13 protein-coding genes are annotated in these 14,346 nt (G+C 64.4%); 9 read left to right on the top strand and 4 right to left on the bottom strand.

The window, feature by feature from the left end; genetic code table 11:
• The first annotated feature begins 29 nt into the window (after positions 1 to 29).
• Entirely contained in the window at positions 30 to 2,618 is a 2,589-nt protein-coding gene (gene ligD, locus H7993_RS00450; protein ID WP_185793053.1) for a DNA ligase D, read from the top strand.
• A 28-nt stretch (positions 2,619 to 2,646) separates the two neighbouring features.
• Here ligD and uraH read toward each other — a convergent pair whose 3' ends face one another.
• Complete coding sequence (gene uraH, locus H7993_RS00445) at positions 2,647 to 3,000, bottom strand: hydroxyisourate hydrolase (protein WP_122477396.1); 354 nt, start codon at positions 2,998 to 3,000, stop codon at positions 2,647 to 2,649.
• 328 nt (positions 3,001 to 3,328) lie between these two features.
• On the opposite strand from uraH, the gene puuE reads away from it, so the two are divergent.
• The 4 genes from puuE (at position 3,329) to H7993_RS00425 (ending at position 6,412) form a co-directional block, all read left to right on the top strand.
• Entirely contained in the window at positions 3,329 to 4,258 is a 930-nt protein-coding gene (gene puuE, locus H7993_RS00440) for an allantoinase PuuE (protein ID WP_185793052.1), read from the top strand.
• The gene (uraD, locus tag H7993_RS00435) at positions 4,255 to 4,770 is read left to right on the top strand and encodes a 2-oxo-4-hydroxy-4-carboxy-5-ureidoimidazoline decarboxylase (protein ID WP_185793051.1); all 516 of its coding nucleotides are present in this window, start codon (positions 4,255 to 4,257) and stop codon (positions 4,768 to 4,770) included. The genes puuE and uraD overlap by 4 nt, the downstream gene beginning before the upstream one ends.
• Before the next feature lie 69 nt (positions 4,771 to 4,839).
• Positions 4,840 to 5,835, top strand: coding sequence for an allantoicase (gene alc / locus H7993_RS00430; RefSeq protein WP_185793050.1), 996 nt, complete (start codon positions 4,840 to 4,842; stop codon positions 5,833 to 5,835).
• A 73-nt stretch (positions 5,836 to 5,908) separates the two neighbouring features.
• Positions 5,909 to 6,412: an ureidoglycolate lyase gene (locus H7993_RS00425; protein ID WP_185793049.1), complete on the top strand. Its 504-nt coding sequence runs from the start codon at positions 5,909 to 5,911 to the stop codon at positions 6,410 to 6,412.
• Positions 6,413 to 6,522: 110 nt separating this feature from the next.
• Here the strand turns inward: H7993_RS00425 and H7993_RS00420 are convergent, their stop codons facing one another.
• Positions 6,523 to 7,719, bottom strand: a complete 1,197-nt coding sequence (locus H7993_RS00420; RefSeq protein ID WP_185793048.1) for an aminotransferase-like domain-containing protein — start codon at positions 7,717 to 7,719, stop codon at positions 6,523 to 6,525.
• Between the two features lie 282 nt (positions 7,720 to 8,001).
• On the opposite strand from H7993_RS00420, the gene H7993_RS00415 reads away from it, so the two are divergent.
• From H7993_RS00415 to H7993_RS00400, 4 genes are read left to right on the top strand one after another with little or no spacing between them, the layout of a single operon-like run.
• Complete coding sequence (locus tag H7993_RS00415; RefSeq protein WP_185794136.1) at positions 8,002 to 8,613, top strand: paraquat-inducible protein A; 612 nt, start codon at positions 8,002 to 8,004, stop codon at positions 8,611 to 8,613.
• Positions 8,610 to 9,224, top strand: coding sequence for a paraquat-inducible protein A (locus tag H7993_RS00410; RefSeq protein WP_185793047.1), 615 nt, complete (start codon positions 8,610 to 8,612; stop codon positions 9,222 to 9,224). The genes H7993_RS00415 and H7993_RS00410 overlap by 4 nt, the downstream gene beginning before the upstream one ends.
• Complete coding sequence (locus H7993_RS00405) at positions 9,217 to 10,899, top strand: PqiB family protein (RefSeq protein WP_122477383.1); 1,683 nt, start codon at positions 9,217 to 9,219, stop codon at positions 10,897 to 10,899. Before H7993_RS00410 ends, H7993_RS00405 begins: the two co-directional genes overlap by 8 nt.
• The gene (locus H7993_RS00400; RefSeq protein WP_185793046.1) at positions 10,896 to 11,498 is read left to right on the top strand and encodes a PqiC family protein; all 603 of its coding nucleotides are present in this window, start codon (positions 10,896 to 10,898) and stop codon (positions 11,496 to 11,498) included. The genes H7993_RS00405 and H7993_RS00400 overlap by 4 nt, the downstream gene beginning before the upstream one ends.
• Here H7993_RS00400 and H7993_RS00395 read toward each other — a convergent pair.
• Both H7993_RS00395 and phnN read right to left on the bottom strand, forming a co-directional pair.
• Complete coding sequence (locus tag H7993_RS00395; RefSeq protein ID WP_122477379.1) at positions 11,491 to 11,907, bottom strand: response regulator; 417 nt, start codon at positions 11,905 to 11,907, stop codon at positions 11,491 to 11,493. The genes H7993_RS00400 and H7993_RS00395 overlap by 8 nt on opposite strands.
• Positions 11,908 to 12,070: 163 nt before the next feature.
• The gene (phnN, locus tag H7993_RS00390; protein ID WP_185793045.1) at positions 12,071 to 13,864 is read right to left on the bottom strand and encodes a phosphonate metabolism protein/1,5-bisphosphokinase (PRPP-forming) PhnN; all 1,794 of its coding nucleotides are present in this window, start codon (positions 13,862 to 13,864) and stop codon (positions 12,071 to 12,073) included.
• Positions 13,865 to 14,346: the final 482 nt, after the last annotated feature.

Here is a 14,346-nt window from a genome sequence, read left to right as displayed (position 1 = left end):
GCTGCAGCGCATCATGAGTGAGGAACGCCATGAGCAAGGCATTGGAGGAGTACAACCGCAAGCGTGACTTCGATGCCACCCCGGAGCCTTCGGGCGGCGCACGCAGCGGCAAGCGCGGCAAGGCCGCGCAGGCCCTGCAGTTCTGCATCCAGAAGCACGACGCCAGCCACTTGCACTACGACTTTCGCCTGGAACTCGATGGCACTCTGAAAAGCTGGGCGGTGCCCAAGGGTCCGTCGCTGGACCCGAAGGCTCGACGCCTGGCGGTTCATGTCGAAGACCACCCGCTGGATTACGCCGGCTTCGAAGGCAACATTCCCGAAGGGCACTACGGCGCCGGCGACGTGATCGTCTGGGACCGCGGCACCTGGATCCCCGAGGGCGACCCTCGCCAGGGCTATGAAAAGGGCAAGCTCAAGTTCGTGCTGCAGGGCGAGAAACTGGCTGGCGCGTGGAACCTGGTCAAGACCCACATGCCTGGCAAGCGTGAGCAGTGGTTCCTGATAAAGTCCAAGGACGAGGCCGCGCGTCCCTTGGCCGAATACGATGTGCTGGAGGCCCAGCCCGACAGCGTCCTCAGCGAGCGCACCCTCGTCCCGCGCAAGCGCAAAAGCAAAGTATCGACCAAGACGTCCGACAAATCCGTGGCCAAGCCGGCAGCCAAACCCCGGGCCATTGGCAAAGATGTGCAGCTGCAAGGCGCACGCGCCGCTGCGTTGCCGGCCAGCCTCAAGCCCGAGCTGGCGACCTTGGTGGACACCGCCCCGGACGGTGACTGGCGCTACGAGATCAAGTTCGACGGTTACCGTATCGTTGCGCGCATCGAAGACGCCGAGGTCCGCCTGTTCACGCGCAACGGCCACGACTGGACCGCCAGGATGCCGCGCCAGGCCAAGGCACTTGCGGCCCTGGGCTTGCAGTCGGCCTGGCTGGACGGTGAAGTGGTCGTGACCAACGAACAAGGCGTGCCGGATTTCCAGGCTCTGCAGAATGCCTTCGAAGAGCAACACAGCGGCGGCATCGTCTTCTACCTGTTCGACATGCCTTACCTCAACGGCATGGACCTGCGCGAAGTGCCTGTCGAGCAGCGCCGCAGTGCCTTGGCGAAGGTACTGGAAGCCAACGAGGACGCTGCCCTGAAATTCTCCGACGACTTTGCCGACTCGGCCGAATCCCTGCTCGCCAGCGCGTGCCAGATGAACATGGAGGGGCTGATCGGCAAGCGTGTCGGCAGCCCTTATGTCTCGCGGCGCAGCAGTGACTGGATCAAGCTCAAGTGCAAGCGGCGCCAGGAGTTCGTCATCGTCGGTTACACCGAGCCCAAGGGCAGCCGCAGCGCATTCGGCGCCTTGCTGCTGGGCCTGCATGACGCCGACAGCGGCGAGTTGCGCTATGCCGGCAAGGTCGGCACCGGCTTCAGTGAAGCCACCCTGCGAAGCCTGCACGCGCAGCTGCAGTCGCTGGAAACCGACGAGCCGGCGCTCGGCAACCCGCCCAAGGGCGCCGACGCGCGTGGCGTGCACTGGTTGCAGCCAACGCTTCTGGCGGAAGTGGCGTATGCCGAAATGACCCGTGACGGTGCCGTTCGCCATGCGGTTTTCCATGGTTTGCGCAGCGACAAGCCTGCCAGGAAGATCACTGCGGACAAGCCGGTTGCGAAAACCAGCGACTCCCCTCGACTCGTGAAGCCGAAAAAGACACCTCGCAAGGCGGCTACCCAGGCAGACGACGCAGACCTGGTCGGTCAGGTGCGCATCACCCACCCGGAACGGGTGATCGATGCCGCCAGCGGTACCACCAAGATGCAACTGGCCGAATACTACGGGCGCATTTCACCCTGGTTGCTGCCGCACCTCAAGCAGCGTCCGGTGGCGCTGGTACGAGCGCCCGACGGGGTGGGCGGCGAACTGTTCTTCCAGAAGCACGCAGGCCACCTGGCGATCCCGCACATCGTCACCTTCGACAAGGAAGAGGCAGGCCAGGCCGCCATGGTCATCAACGACGGCCAGGCGCTGCTCGGCGCGGTGCAGATGGGCACGCTGGAGCTGCACACCTGGAACGCGACCAGCAAGGATTTCGACCGTCCGGACCGGTTCGTGCTCGACCTGGACCCCGATCCGGCGCTGCCCTGGAAAAGCATGGTCGAAGCCACCCAACTGACCCAGACCCTGCTCGACGAGCTGGGCCTCGCATCGTTTCTCAAGACCAGCGGCGGCAAAGGCATGCACGTGGTGGTGCCGATCACCCGCAAGCTGGGCTGGGACGAGGTCAAGGCGTTCAGCCGCGCCGTGGTCGAGCATATGGCCAAGCTGATGCCGGAGCGCTTCAGCGCCGTGTCCGGCCCGAAAAATCGTATCGGGAAGATTTTCATCGACTACCTGCGCAATGGCCTGGGCGCGACCACGGCCTGCGCCTACGCCGCACGAGCGCGTGACGGCTTGCCGGTTTCAGTGCCGGTCACCCGTGACGAGGTGGCGCAGATCAAGGGGGGCGACCATTGGAACATCGACAGCGTGCTCGAACGCCTGGCGGAGATGGACGAAGATCCGTGGGCGGATTTTTTCACCACCCGCCAGAGCATCACCGTTGCGATGCGCAAGAAGCTCGGGCTCGAGTGAGCACACGCTCACCCGGCAGCAACGCCGCTCAGCTGCCGCGGTAGGTGGAGTAGCTGTAGGGTGAAAGCAGCAGGGGCACATGGTAGTGCGCCTGGGTGGCGTCGATGCCGAAGCGCAGCACGATCTCGTCGAGAAAAGCCGGCGCAGCCATGAGCGTGCCACGGGCACGGTAGTAGTCGCCGCCGGCAAAATGCAGCTGATACACGCCCGAACGGTAGTGCTCGCCTTCGAGCAAGGGCACGTCGCAACGCCCGTCGGCATTGGTCACCGCCGTTGCCAGCAGCTGCAGCTGCTCGCCCTCGACCCGGTACAGGCGCACCTGGATGGCGTTACCAGGGCACCCATGTGCGGTGTCCAATACATGTGTGGTCAAGCGTCCCATGGTCGATGTTCACCTGATGAAGGGGTGCGTTCAACGCGCACCGTGGAAGAGCGGGAACGGGCGATTCGCGCCGAAACGGGGCATGGCGCGTGGCACGTTGCAAAGGAGCCGAACCAAAAATGCCGGAAGATCCTTATTGCTGACCGACCGGGCAGGTTTTTTGCAAGACTCTGGGCAAGTGCTTCTGCAAGGATGAAGCCATTTATCCGCCAATGACGCGAGCTTACAAATTGCCCATGCCGATGTATACAATCCATTCGAGCGCGAAGCGCGCCCTTACCGGGTGCGTCGTCGAGCCCGTTCTGCCACACACAGAAGGAAGCCTGCGGTGAGCCCCGACTACCCCCGCGACCTGATCGGCTACGGTGAGACGCCCCCTCATCCGCAGTGGCCGGGCCACGCCCGCCTTGCAGTGTCGTTCGTGCTCAACTACGAAGAAGGCGGCGAACGCAACGTGCTGCATGGCGACAGCGAGTCCGAGGCGTTCCTGTCGGAAATGGTCGCGGCTCAGCCGTTGCAGGGCCAGCGCAACATGAGCATGGAATCGCTCTATGAGTACGGCAGCCGCGCCGGCGTGTGGCGCGTGCTCAAGCTGTTTCGCAACGCCGGCATTCCCTTGACGGTCTTTGCCGTGGCCATGGCCGCGCAGCGCCACCCCGAGGCCATCCGGGCCATGGTTGCCGATGGCCATGAAATCTGCAGCCACGGCTATCGCTGGATCGACTACCAGAACATCGATGAAGCGCAGGAGCGCGAGCACCTGCGCGAAGCCATTCGCATCCTCACCGATATCACTGGCCAGCGACCGCTGGGCTGGTATACCGGTCGCACCGGTCCCAATACCCGGCGCCTGGTGATGGAAGAAGGCGGTTTTCTCTACGACAGCGACGCCTACGACGACGACCTGCCCTACTGGCAACCGGGCCGCGATGCGCGCCATGGGCATCTGGTGATCCCCTATACGCTGGACACCAACGACATGCGTTTCACCCAGGTACAGGGCTTCAACAAGGGCGACGACTTCTTCGAGTACCTCAAGGACGCCTTCGACGTGCTGTATGCCGAAGGCGCGGACGCGCCGAAGATGCTCTCGGTAGGCCTGCACTGCCGCTTGATCGGCCGCCCCGGACGCCTCGCATCGCTCAAGCGCTTCATTGACTATGTCCAGAGCCATGAACAGGTGTGGTGCGCACGGCGCGTGGACATCGCCCGGCACTGGCAGACCGTTCACCCCTACCCAGGCAGCCTTCGCCCATGAGCCACTTCCGTACCCTGCAACCCTCACGGCTGAGCCGCGCCGGTTTCATCTGCGCGTTCGGTGATATCTACGAGCACTCGCCCTGGATCGCCGAGCAGGCTTTCGAGCGCCTGCCGGTGGACCGCCGCGACGACATCGAGGCAGTGCATGCCTGCATGGGCCAGGTGGTGGCCGACGCCGACCGTGCCAGGTTGATGGCATTGATCAATGCGCACCCCGATCTGGCCGGCAAGGCTGCGGTGCAGGGCCAGCTCACCGCCGCCAGCACCCAGGAGCAGGCCGGTGCCGGCATCAGCCAATGTACCCCCGAGGAGTTTCAGCGCTTCACCGAGCTCAACGATGCATACCGTGCCCGCTTCGGCTTCCCGTTCATCATGGCGGTCAAGGGCAGCGACCGGCAGCATATCCTGGCGGCGTTCGAGTCGCGTATCGGCCACTCTCCCGAAGACGAATTCAGCTGTGCATTGCGCGAAATCGACAAGATCGCCCTGTTTCGTCTGCAAGCGTTGTAACCGCTGCAGCCATGCCATCGCGCCCGCCGCGATTTTCCTCTCACCACCGTTCAAGGCAGACCCGCATTCATGAAAGCCTACGCCGCACCGTTCCAGAAATACGTCAACCTGGCGGATGCCCGCCTCGGTACCCGCGCCATTTCGGTGACCGATGATTGGTTCGCCGACGTCAACCGGCTGTTCCAGCCCACCCCGGCGGTGTGGAAGGAAGGCGTGTTCGACGACAACGGCAAGTGGATGGATGGCTGGGAATCGCGGCGCAAGCGCTTCGAAGGCCATGACACGGCGGTGATCCGCCTGGGCGCGCCGGGCTCGATCAAGGGTGTGGACATCGACACCTCGTTCTTCACCGGCAACTTCCCTCCCTCGGCGTCGCTGGAAGCGTGCTTCATCAGCGAAGGCGAGCCCGATGACCAGACGCAGTGGGTCGAGATCCTCGGCGCGGTGGAACTGCAGGGCAACAGCCATCACTACCACAGCATCGACAACGACAGCGCGTTCAGCCATCTGCGCTTCAATATTTATCCGGACGGCGGCGTCGCACGCCTGCGCGTATACGGCATCCCCTTTCGCAGTTGGTCGAGCGTCAGCGACGAAGAGCCATTGGACCTTGCCAGCGCGCTCAACGGTGGACGCGTGCTGGCCTGTTCGGACGAGCACTACGGCAGCATGAGCAACCTGCTCAATCCCGGCCGCGGGGTCAACATGGGTGATGGCTGGGAAACCGCACGCCGACGCACGCCGGGCAATGACTGGGTCATCGTGGCCCTGGGTCACGCCGGGGTGGTGACGCAGGTGGTGGTCGACACCTTGCACTTCAAAGGCAACTACCCCGACAGCTGCTCGATCCAGGGCGCATTCGTCAAAGGTGGCACCGACAGCCAGATCGAGACCCAGAGCCTGTTCTGGCGCGAGCTGCTGCCCAGCCAGAAACTGCAGATGCACCAGGAACACAGCTTCGCCGAACAGATCAAGGCGCTGGGGCCGATCACCCATATCCGCCTGAACGTGTTCCCCGACGGAGGCGTGAGCCGCCTGCGCGTACTGGGTACCCTGGCCAGGTAGCCGGCTCGGCATCCGCTCGGCTGCCCAGGTGGATCGACCACCCAGGCAGCGTTAATCAACGACGAGGCCCTTCATGCGTACATTGACCATCGAACCCCTGAGCAAAGCCGCATTCGCCCCTTTCGGCGACGTCATCGAAACCCAGGGCAGCGCGCACTTCCTGATCAACAACGGCTCCACGCAACGCTTCGATCGCCTCGCCGACGTGCAGCTTGGCACTGCGCAGGATCAGGCCGTGATCAGCATCTTTCGCGCCCAGGCCCTGCCGATGCCGCTGACCGTGCGCATGCTGGAACGCCACCCGCTGGGCAGCCAGGCGTTCATCCCGTTGCAGGGCAAGGCGTTCCTCATCGTGGTGGCCCCGGCCGGTGAGGTGCCGCACAGTGAAGCAGTGCGAGCTTTTCGTAGCGATGGGCATCAGGGCATCAACTACCATCAGGGCGTCTGGCACCATCCGATATTGGCCTTGGCCGATGGCGATGACTTCCTGGTGGTGGACCGTAAAGGCCCTGGCAATAACTGCGACGAGTTCTTCTTCGAGGAGCGCGATTCATTGTCCCTGGATCCCTTACGGTAATTCTTGCCACGCATGGCTCGGCACCTCTGTAGCAGCGGCGCGAGTCGCGTCCGGCGTCAGCGTGTTGTTTCAGATAGGCCACAGCGCCGGTGACGCGGCTTGCGCCGCTGCTACAGGAAGGCGCGGCGCAGGCGCTCGAGGCCTTCGTCGATGTCGGCAAGCCCCGGCGCGGCGAACGACAGGCGAATACTGCTTGGGTCGGGGTCGTGGGCATAGAACGCGCTGCCCGGCACGAACAGCACCTTCTGCTCGATCGCTCGCGGCAGCAGCGCCTTGGCGTCCAGCCCGTGGCGGCAGCGACCCCAGACGAACATTCCCCCAGCAGGCGGGCTGACCTCCAGGTATTCGGCCATCGGCTGCAGCCCTGCCAGCATCCGCTCGCATTTCTTCCGGTAGCCCTCGGCCAGGCCCGGCAAAGCCCGCTCCAATGCCCCCGCCGCAAGGTAGTTGGCCGCAATGCGCTGCGCCCAGGGCGAGGTGCAGAGGTCCACGGTCTGCTTGGCCACCAGACAGCGCTGGCGGATCGCCGCAGGTGCCACCATCCAGCCCACGCGCAGCCCTGGCGCCAGCACCTTGGACAGACTGGACAGATGGATCACCCGGCCCTCGGCGCCCTCGACCTGGCGACTCAGTGCCAGCAGCGACGGCACGTCCTCACCGGCGAAACGCAACGCACCGTAGGGATCGTCTTCGACCAGCAGAAAATCGTGCGCGACCGCCAACTTCAATAGCGCCAGGCGTCGCGCCAACGGCAGGCAGGCCCCGGTAGGGTTGGCGAAGGTCGGTACGCAATACAGCATGGCCACATCGCCGGGCGTACGCTGGGCGAGTTGTTGCGCCAACGCGTCGGTGTCCAAGCCGTCGGCATCGGTCGCCGCGCTGAGCACCTGCGCCCCGGCCAGGCGCAACGCCTGCAGCGCTGCTGGATAGGTCGGGCATTCCACCAGCACCGTGGCGCCGGGTACCAGCAGCACCTTGAGCAACAAGTCGAAGCCTTGCTGCGAGCCGGTCGTCACCACCATGTCCTCGGTCTTCACCGCGGCGCCGCGTCGCTGCATCAGCTCCGCCAGCTGTTCGAGCAGAGCGGGCAGGCCTTCGGTGGCGGCGTATTGCAGGCAGTCCAGGGGCGTTTCGCGCATGGCCTGCTCTGCGGCGTCACGCAGGCCGGACTGGTCGAAGAACGTCGAGGCCGGATAGCCGCCGGCGAAGGAAATCATGCCCGGCAGCGACAGGTACTTGAACAGCTCGCGTATGGCCGAGCCCGTGGGGTTTTCGAAGGCTGGGGTGAAACGGTAGTCCAGGGCCATGACAATGCTCGACGACGGGTGTGCCGAAAGTATCGAGGCGGGCGAATACTCGTCACAAGCGAGGATATTTCCAGATGTCATGCCATTTGGTGCTGACAACCCGCAGGCGAGAAAAACACGGCTCGCCCCTGGTCCGCCGCGCATGGCTATCGCCAGACGGAACGCACACCACTATCATGACTCAGATACTCATGGCACCGCGCCACTGGACTAGACATGTCGCGTCGAATCTGGGGAAATGCGCGCCCTCGTCCGCAGGCCTTCACCCATGCCCATTGTCGAATGAATACGTCTTCGCGCCGCATCATCTGTGAACACTGCGATTCACTGTTCGAATCGGTGACGCTGGCCCATGGCCAAAAAGCCGAATGCACGCGCTGTGGCGCGGTGCTCGAACGCGGCCATCGCCTGAGCATCCAGGCGCTGTTCGCCCTCGCCTTGACTGCCGCCATGCTGTTCATGCTGGCCAACGCCTTCCCGGTGATCAGCATCAGCATGGAAGGCCTGAGCAACCAGGCCACCCTGCTCGCTTCGGTCGAGGCATTGGCCCAAGGGCGCATCACGCCCATGGCTGCCGTCACCGGGCTGACCATCATCCTTGCCCCGCTGTTGCAGATCTGCCTGCTGTGCTGGTTGCTCGGGTTCGCCACTGCAGGGCGCGCCGCGCCCGGCTTTCGCACCTGCATGCGAGCCTTGGAACACCTGCGCCCATGGAGCATGCTCGAAGTCTGCCTGTTGGGCATTCTGGTCGCCATCATCAAGCTGGCCGGCATGCTCGACGTGCATCCTGGCGTCGGCCTGTGGGCGCTGGGCATGGTCACGGTGCTGCTGATCCTGATCTCGGGCAAGGGCATCCGCCGGCTCTGGGATGACCTGGAAGGACAGCTGCGATGAGCGAGCCGGTCTACGCCCGACAAGTCGGCCTGGTGCTGTGCCACACCTGTGGGCACATCTGCCAGACAGGTGAACATCACTGCCCGCGCTGCCACTCCACAGTCCACGCACGCAGGCCCGACAGCATTGCCCGTACCTGGGCGCTGCTGATCGCGGCCCTGATCCTGTACATCCCCGCCAACCTGCTGCCGGTGATGCGCACCAACATGTTCGGCAATGCCAGCGAAAACACCATCATGAGTGGTGTCATCGAGTTCTGGCACGGCGGCTCGTGGGACATCGCCGTGCTGATCTTCTTCGCCAGCGTGGTGGTGCCCTGCATGAAGTTCATGATCCTGGGCACGCTGCTGATAACTTGTCAGCGCAAGAGCCACTGGGCCATGCGCGAGCGGGCCCGGCTGTATCGCTTCATCGAGTTGATCGGCTATTGGTCGATGCTCGACGTGCTGGTGGTGGCGCTGGTAGCCGCGCTGGTGCAGTTCCGTTCGCTGAGTTCCATCGACCCATTGCTGGGTATCGTGTTTTTCGGTCTGGTGGTGGTACTCACCATGCTTGCCGCCATGAGTTTCGATCCCCGGCTCATCTGGGATGTAGAGGTTGAAGATGTCTGATCGTCCAGGTTCCACCCCCCCGTCCCCTGCCGCTGCGCCGGCGGTCAAGACGCGTCGTTTCAATGTCTCGCTGGTGTGGATCGTGCCGATCATCGCCGCCGTGGTGGGCGCCTCGATGCTGATCAGCAACGGCCTCAATGCCGGGCCGCAGATCGAGATCAGCTTTCAGACCGCCATGGGCCTGGAGGCCAACAAGACCCAGGTCAAATACAAGAACGTGGTGATCGGCCAGGTGACCGCCATTGCGCTCAGCGACGACCGCAGCCATGTGGTGGCCAAGGTTGACCTGAACAAGTCCGCCGAAGGCTTCACCGCCGAAGACTCGGTGTTCTGGGTGGTGCGCCCGCGCATCGGTGCCAATGGCATTTCCGGCGTCGACACCCTGCTCTCCGGTGCCTTCATCGGCGCCGACGCGGGCAGCGCCGAAGAGCGCAAGAAACAGTTCGTCGGCAAGGAAACACCACCGCCGATCACCTATGGCGAGCAAGGCAAGCGGTTCACCCTGCACACCGAGGACCTGGGTTCGCTGGACATCGGCTCGCCGGTCTACTATCGCCGCATCGAAGTCGGCCAGGTGGTGTCGTACCAACTGGCCGAGGACGGCAAGGGTGTCGACGTGGAGATCTTCGTGCATGCGCCCAACGACAAATTCGTCACCACCGACACGCGCTTCTGGAACGCCAGCGGCATCGACCTGACCGTGGGTGCCAGCGGCCTGAAGGTGAACACCGAATCGCTGTCGACCATCCTTGCCGGCGGTGTCGCTTTCGTCGAGCCCAAGTACAGCCCCAACGCGACGCCGGCCACCGAACGCTCGCGCTTCGACCTGTTCGGGGATCAGGAAACCGCACTGGCGCCGCCCGACGGTGATCCACGCTACATCAGCATGAACTTCAACCAGTCGCTGCGCGGCCTCACGGTCAACGCGCCGGTGGAGTTCATGGGCGTCAACATCGGTCGGGTGGTCTCGGTCAACCTGGACTACGATGCCAAGACCAAGAGTTTTCCCAGCGTGGTCGGCGCGGTGATCTACCCGGATCGCCTGGGCAAGGCGCACGAAAAGCTGCTCAAGCAGATGGGCACCGAGGACGACGAACGTTCGGCCCAGCTGATGTCGGCCTTCGTCAAGCAGGGCCTGCGCGCCCAGGCTCGCAGCGCCAACCTGATCACCGGCCAGTTGTATATCTCGCTGAGCTTCATACCCAATGCCACGCCAGTGGCCTTCGACATGGCCGCTCGCCCGCTGCGCATCCCCACGGTGCCCGGCAGCCTGGACAAGGTTCAGGAACAACTGCAGGGTGTGGTCGACAAGATCAGCAAGCTGCCACTCGACGAGATCGCCACCAACCTCAATGGCAGCCTGAGCGAGATGCAGAAGACCCTGCGTCAGGTCAATGCCGAGGTGCTGCCGCAGATGCGCGGCACCCTGCAACAGACGCAAAAGACGCTCGCCGCGGCGAATTCGACGTTTGCCGACGACTCGCCGGAGCGCCAGCAGCTGAGCCAGGCCATGGATGAAGTTCAGCGCACCGCGCGCTCGGTGCGCGTACTGACCGACTTCCTCAGCCGCAACCCGGAAGCGCTGATCCGTGGCCGCACCAAACAGGGCGAGCCGGACGCCTTCCGCAGCCCGAGCAATACTTCACGTGAAATCCAACCGGAAGCTCAACCATGATCAAACGCACCCTGATGCTGGCCGCAAGCCTGGGCCTGAGTGCCTGCAGCTCGCCGGTCACCCACTACTACACGTTGCAGGACACCGCGCCGAGCACCCCGGCCCGCCTGGCCGCGCCGTCGTTCCAATTCGAGATGCTGGGCGTGCGGATGCCGGTGCAGGTCGATCAGCCACAACTGGTGGTGCGGCAGAACCAGGGCAACCTCGCCATTCTGGAAAACGATCGTTGGAGCGCGCCGTTGGCGGATGAGTTTCACGATGCCCTGACCGATCGCCTCGAACGCCAGCTGGGCACGCGAGACCTGGCCGGGCTACCCAAGGACGCGCAGCGCCCGGTGCTGTCGTTGCAGACCGACGTGCGGCGCTTCGACTCGCTGCCGGGGCAATATGCACTGGTCGACGTGGTGTGGAGCCTGGGCCTGCGCGGGGGTGCGCAGCCGCGCCGTAGCTTGACCTGTGCGAGTCAGATCCGCGAAACGGCGGGAGTGGAATTGAGCAGCCTGGTGGTGGCACACCAGCGCGTGATCGATCAATTGGCGAAGCAGATCGCGACGACTGCTCGCCAATGGGTGCAGGGCAGCGGCGCTTGTCCTAGCTGACAGCGCGCGGCACGGTGGCCAGGGCCTTCTCGACACCGTCGAGCAACTGCCCCAGGGTCCAAGGCTTGCGCACGAAGCTGACGGGAATGGTCACGCCGGAGCTTTCCGGTGTTTCGTGCCCCGACATGATCATGATCGGAATCTCGGGCCAGGTCTGTGCCGAATAGTTGGCCAGGCCTGCGCCGTTCATGCTGCCCGGCATCAGGATATCCGTCAGCAACAAACCCACTTCGTTGGAATGCTGGTTCAGAAACGCGAGGGCATGATCCGCAGATTCGACACCCTCGGTCTTCCAACCCTCGTCGGTCAGCAGCTCGCAGACGAATTCGCGAATCACGGCTTCGTCTTCCACCACCAGAACCAGGTTCGCTCCCTTGGAAGCGCCGTCGATGCGCGGCGAATCAGTCATTGCCAAATCCTTCTGTGTACTTGAATTGATTGAGGAAAGTAACCGCCGCGATGGCGACTCCCACACTCAGGTTAGGAGAGCGGAAAAGCCTGCGAATTCCATTTGTCGAGGTTGCGCCGACGAACGGTAACCAGCCCGCCTGGCGCGGCCGCCGCAACGGCGATCAGCGCGGGGTCGCAAGTTCGATTCCGCTGCAGGCATGGGCAAGCCGAGCCGCACATTCCAGACTGTCAGCGCTCGCGCCATGGATAACGTAGAGCACATCGCCCGGCGCCACTGGTGTGCCCTTGTCTACCTTCAGGTCGATGCCGGCGCCCTTGTGCCGGGGCGCTCCGGCGCACCGTGCGATTTCCGCCAGGCGCCAGCCGTCGAACCGGGCCACGTGGCTTTCGCAGGGTGCACGGACGGCGCAGGTCAGCGCGCTGGGCATCACCGGCACCCTGCGCCCCTGGGCGTCGATCATGCGCTCGAACGCAGCAAGGGCGCAGCCTTCGTCCAACAGCTGCTCGGCGCGTCGCCGACCCGCGGCGACGCTGCCGACCTGCGGGTCCCAGGCCAGAATCTGCGCGGCAAACACCAAGGCTTTCTCGCGCAGGTCGGCCGGTGCCTGCACAGCGCCTTCAAGCACCCAGCGTACATCGCGCACTTCGAGCGCCGGCCCGATACCGCGCCCCACCGGCCGCGATCCATCGGTGACGAGCGCCACTACGGTCAGGCCCAGCAACGCACCGACCTGCTCGAACAGCTCGCCCAGTGCCTGCGCCTGCTCGCGGCTTGCAAGCTTGGTACGCGGGCCGAACGGCAGATCGACGATGACATGGGTCGAACCGGCAGTCAGTTTCTTGGACAGAATGGAGGCCACGGCCCAACGTGTGGAGTCGATGCGCAGCGGGCGTGTGATGGTATTCATCACCTCATCGAGATGTGAATGGTTGAGGCGACCGTTCCAGGCAATGCAGGCGCCGGTGTGGGCCACGCACTGACGCACTTGCGCAGGCGTCAGTTCCACTTCGGCGAGGACTTCCATGGCGTCGGCCGTGCCGGCCGCCGAAGTGATCGCCCGCGACGAGGTCTTGGGCATGGCCAGCCCATGCGCCGCAACGATCGGCACCACGATCAGGGTAATCCGGCTACCGGGGACGCCGCCCATCGAGTGCTTGTCGACCACCATGGGCCGGTCCCAGCGCATGATCGGTGAAAATCGCGTGCGCACCCTGGCCAAGGCCATCACCTCGGCATCCGACAGGTGCTGGCTGGCACTCACCAGGAAGGCGCCGATCTCGCTGTCCGTATAGCGACCCTCGATGATGTCGCGCAACAACGATTCGTACTGTGTTTCGTCCAGCGCGTGACCCTGGACCTTGCGCGCCAGCAGTGGATGGCTGGTCGGCAGCCCGGCGTGACGTCGGGCGACGCTCTGCACGGCATCGATGAAACCTTCGATGCCAGCGGCCAGTGTGCCGTCGTTGTCGACGCGCAGGGTTTCGATGTCCGCCGGCAGTGTGTCCACTTGACGCAGCACCCGCGCACTGGCCTGCTCGGCAGTCTCCCGCCCGCGTCCCAGAATGCGCGCGGCAAGCACCTCTGGCGCGGCAGTGACCTCGATCACCACCAGATGCGGCACACGCGCCGCGGCCTCGCGGATCATCCTGCGCGAACCGTTGGCGATGACGTGGCCACCCGCCTCCAACACCTGCAACAGATCGGCAGACAAGCCATAGCTCAGGCCGTGGGCATGCCAGCTGAGCAGGAACTCGCCGGCCGCGACGCTGGCCTGGAACTGCTCGGCAGTCACCCCCGTGTGGTCTTCGCCGGGCGCGCCGCTTGGGCGGGTGATGGTGCGCCGGGCGAACAGGTACCGACCGCTGCCGCCCAGTCGGGCGCGGGCACCTTCGATGAGCGAGTCCTTCCCCGCTCCGCTTGGGCCGACTACAAAGAAAAAAATGCCCTGCGCCATAGAAGAAGATGCTCCGCCTTGCCCGGACCGATGCCGTCCGGCGTATGGCCGGATCGAGCGTGTGGATTAAAGCGACGCGGCGCGAACCTGCTCGCCGACGCCGGCAGTCTACGCGATTATTTGCCCCCCAGGCTGGCACCCATGCTGCATGCATCGAGCGCAACGATTATCATCGCCACGCACCGAGCAGTGCGGCGTTCGCGGCATGGACCGCTCCTACGAGGGTCCGCATTCATCCGTAGGAGCGGTCATCGACCGCGAAACAGGCGCTGCGGTGTATCGGACAGACCGCGGCGCGGCATTCGCGGCCACGGACCGCTCCTACGAGGGTCCGCATTCATCCGTAGGAGCGGTCATCGACCGCGAAACAGGCGCTGCGGTGTATCGGACAGACCGCAGTGCGGCATTCGCGGCCACGAACCGCTCCTACGAGGGTCCGCATTCATCCGTAGGAGCGGTCATCGACCGCGAAACAGGCGCTG

The sequence above is a fragment of the Pseudomonas baltica genome, from assembly GCF_014235765.1.
GTDB classification, from domain to species: domain Bacteria; phylum Pseudomonadota; class Gammaproteobacteria; order Pseudomonadales; family Pseudomonadaceae; genus Aquipseudomonas; species Aquipseudomonas baltica.
The sequence above is the reverse complement of the archived record's forward strand: the minus strand, read 5'-3'. Positions and strand labels throughout refer to the sequence as shown.

What these genes read in the sequence shown, in the direction of transcription:
- ligD (WP_185793053.1), top strand. Translation starts at nt 30, where the DNA reads ATGAGCAAGGCATTGGAGGAGTACAACCGCAAGCGTGACTTCGATGCC.
- uraH (WP_122477396.1), bottom strand. Translation starts at nt 3,000, where the DNA reads ATGGGACGCTTGACCACACATGTATTGGACACCGCACATGGGTGCCCT.
- uraD (WP_185793051.1), top strand. Translation starts at nt 4,255, where the DNA reads ATGAGCCACTTCCGTACCCTGCAACCCTCACGGCTGAGCCGCGCCGGT.
- alc (WP_185793050.1), top strand. Translation starts at nt 4,840, where the DNA reads ATGAAAGCCTACGCCGCACCGTTCCAGAAATACGTCAACCTGGCGGAT.
- H7993_RS00425 (WP_185793049.1), top strand. Translation starts at nt 5,909, where the DNA reads ATGCGTACATTGACCATCGAACCCCTGAGCAAAGCCGCATTCGCCCCT.
- H7993_RS00420 (WP_185793048.1), bottom strand. Translation starts at nt 7,719, where the DNA reads ATGGCCCTGGACTACCGTTTCACCCCAGCCTTCGAAAACCCCACGGGC.
- H7993_RS00415 (WP_185794136.1), top strand. Translation starts at nt 8,002, where the DNA reads ATGAATACGTCTTCGCGCCGCATCATCTGTGAACACTGCGATTCACTG.
- H7993_RS00410 (WP_185793047.1), top strand. Translation starts at nt 8,610, where the DNA reads ATGAGCGAGCCGGTCTACGCCCGACAAGTCGGCCTGGTGCTGTGCCAC.
- H7993_RS00405 (WP_122477383.1), top strand. Translation starts at nt 9,217, where the DNA reads ATGTCTGATCGTCCAGGTTCCACCCCCCCGTCCCCTGCCGCTGCGCCG.
- H7993_RS00400 (WP_185793046.1), top strand. Translation starts at nt 10,896, where the DNA reads ATGATCAAACGCACCCTGATGCTGGCCGCAAGCCTGGGCCTGAGTGCC.
- H7993_RS00395 (WP_122477379.1), bottom strand. Translation starts at nt 11,907, where the DNA reads ATGACTGATTCGCCGCGCATCGACGGCGCTTCCAAGGGAGCGAACCTG.
- phnN (WP_185793045.1), bottom strand. Translation starts at nt 13,864, where the DNA reads ATGGCGCAGGGCATTTTTTTCTTTGTAGTCGGCCCAAGCGGAGCGGGG.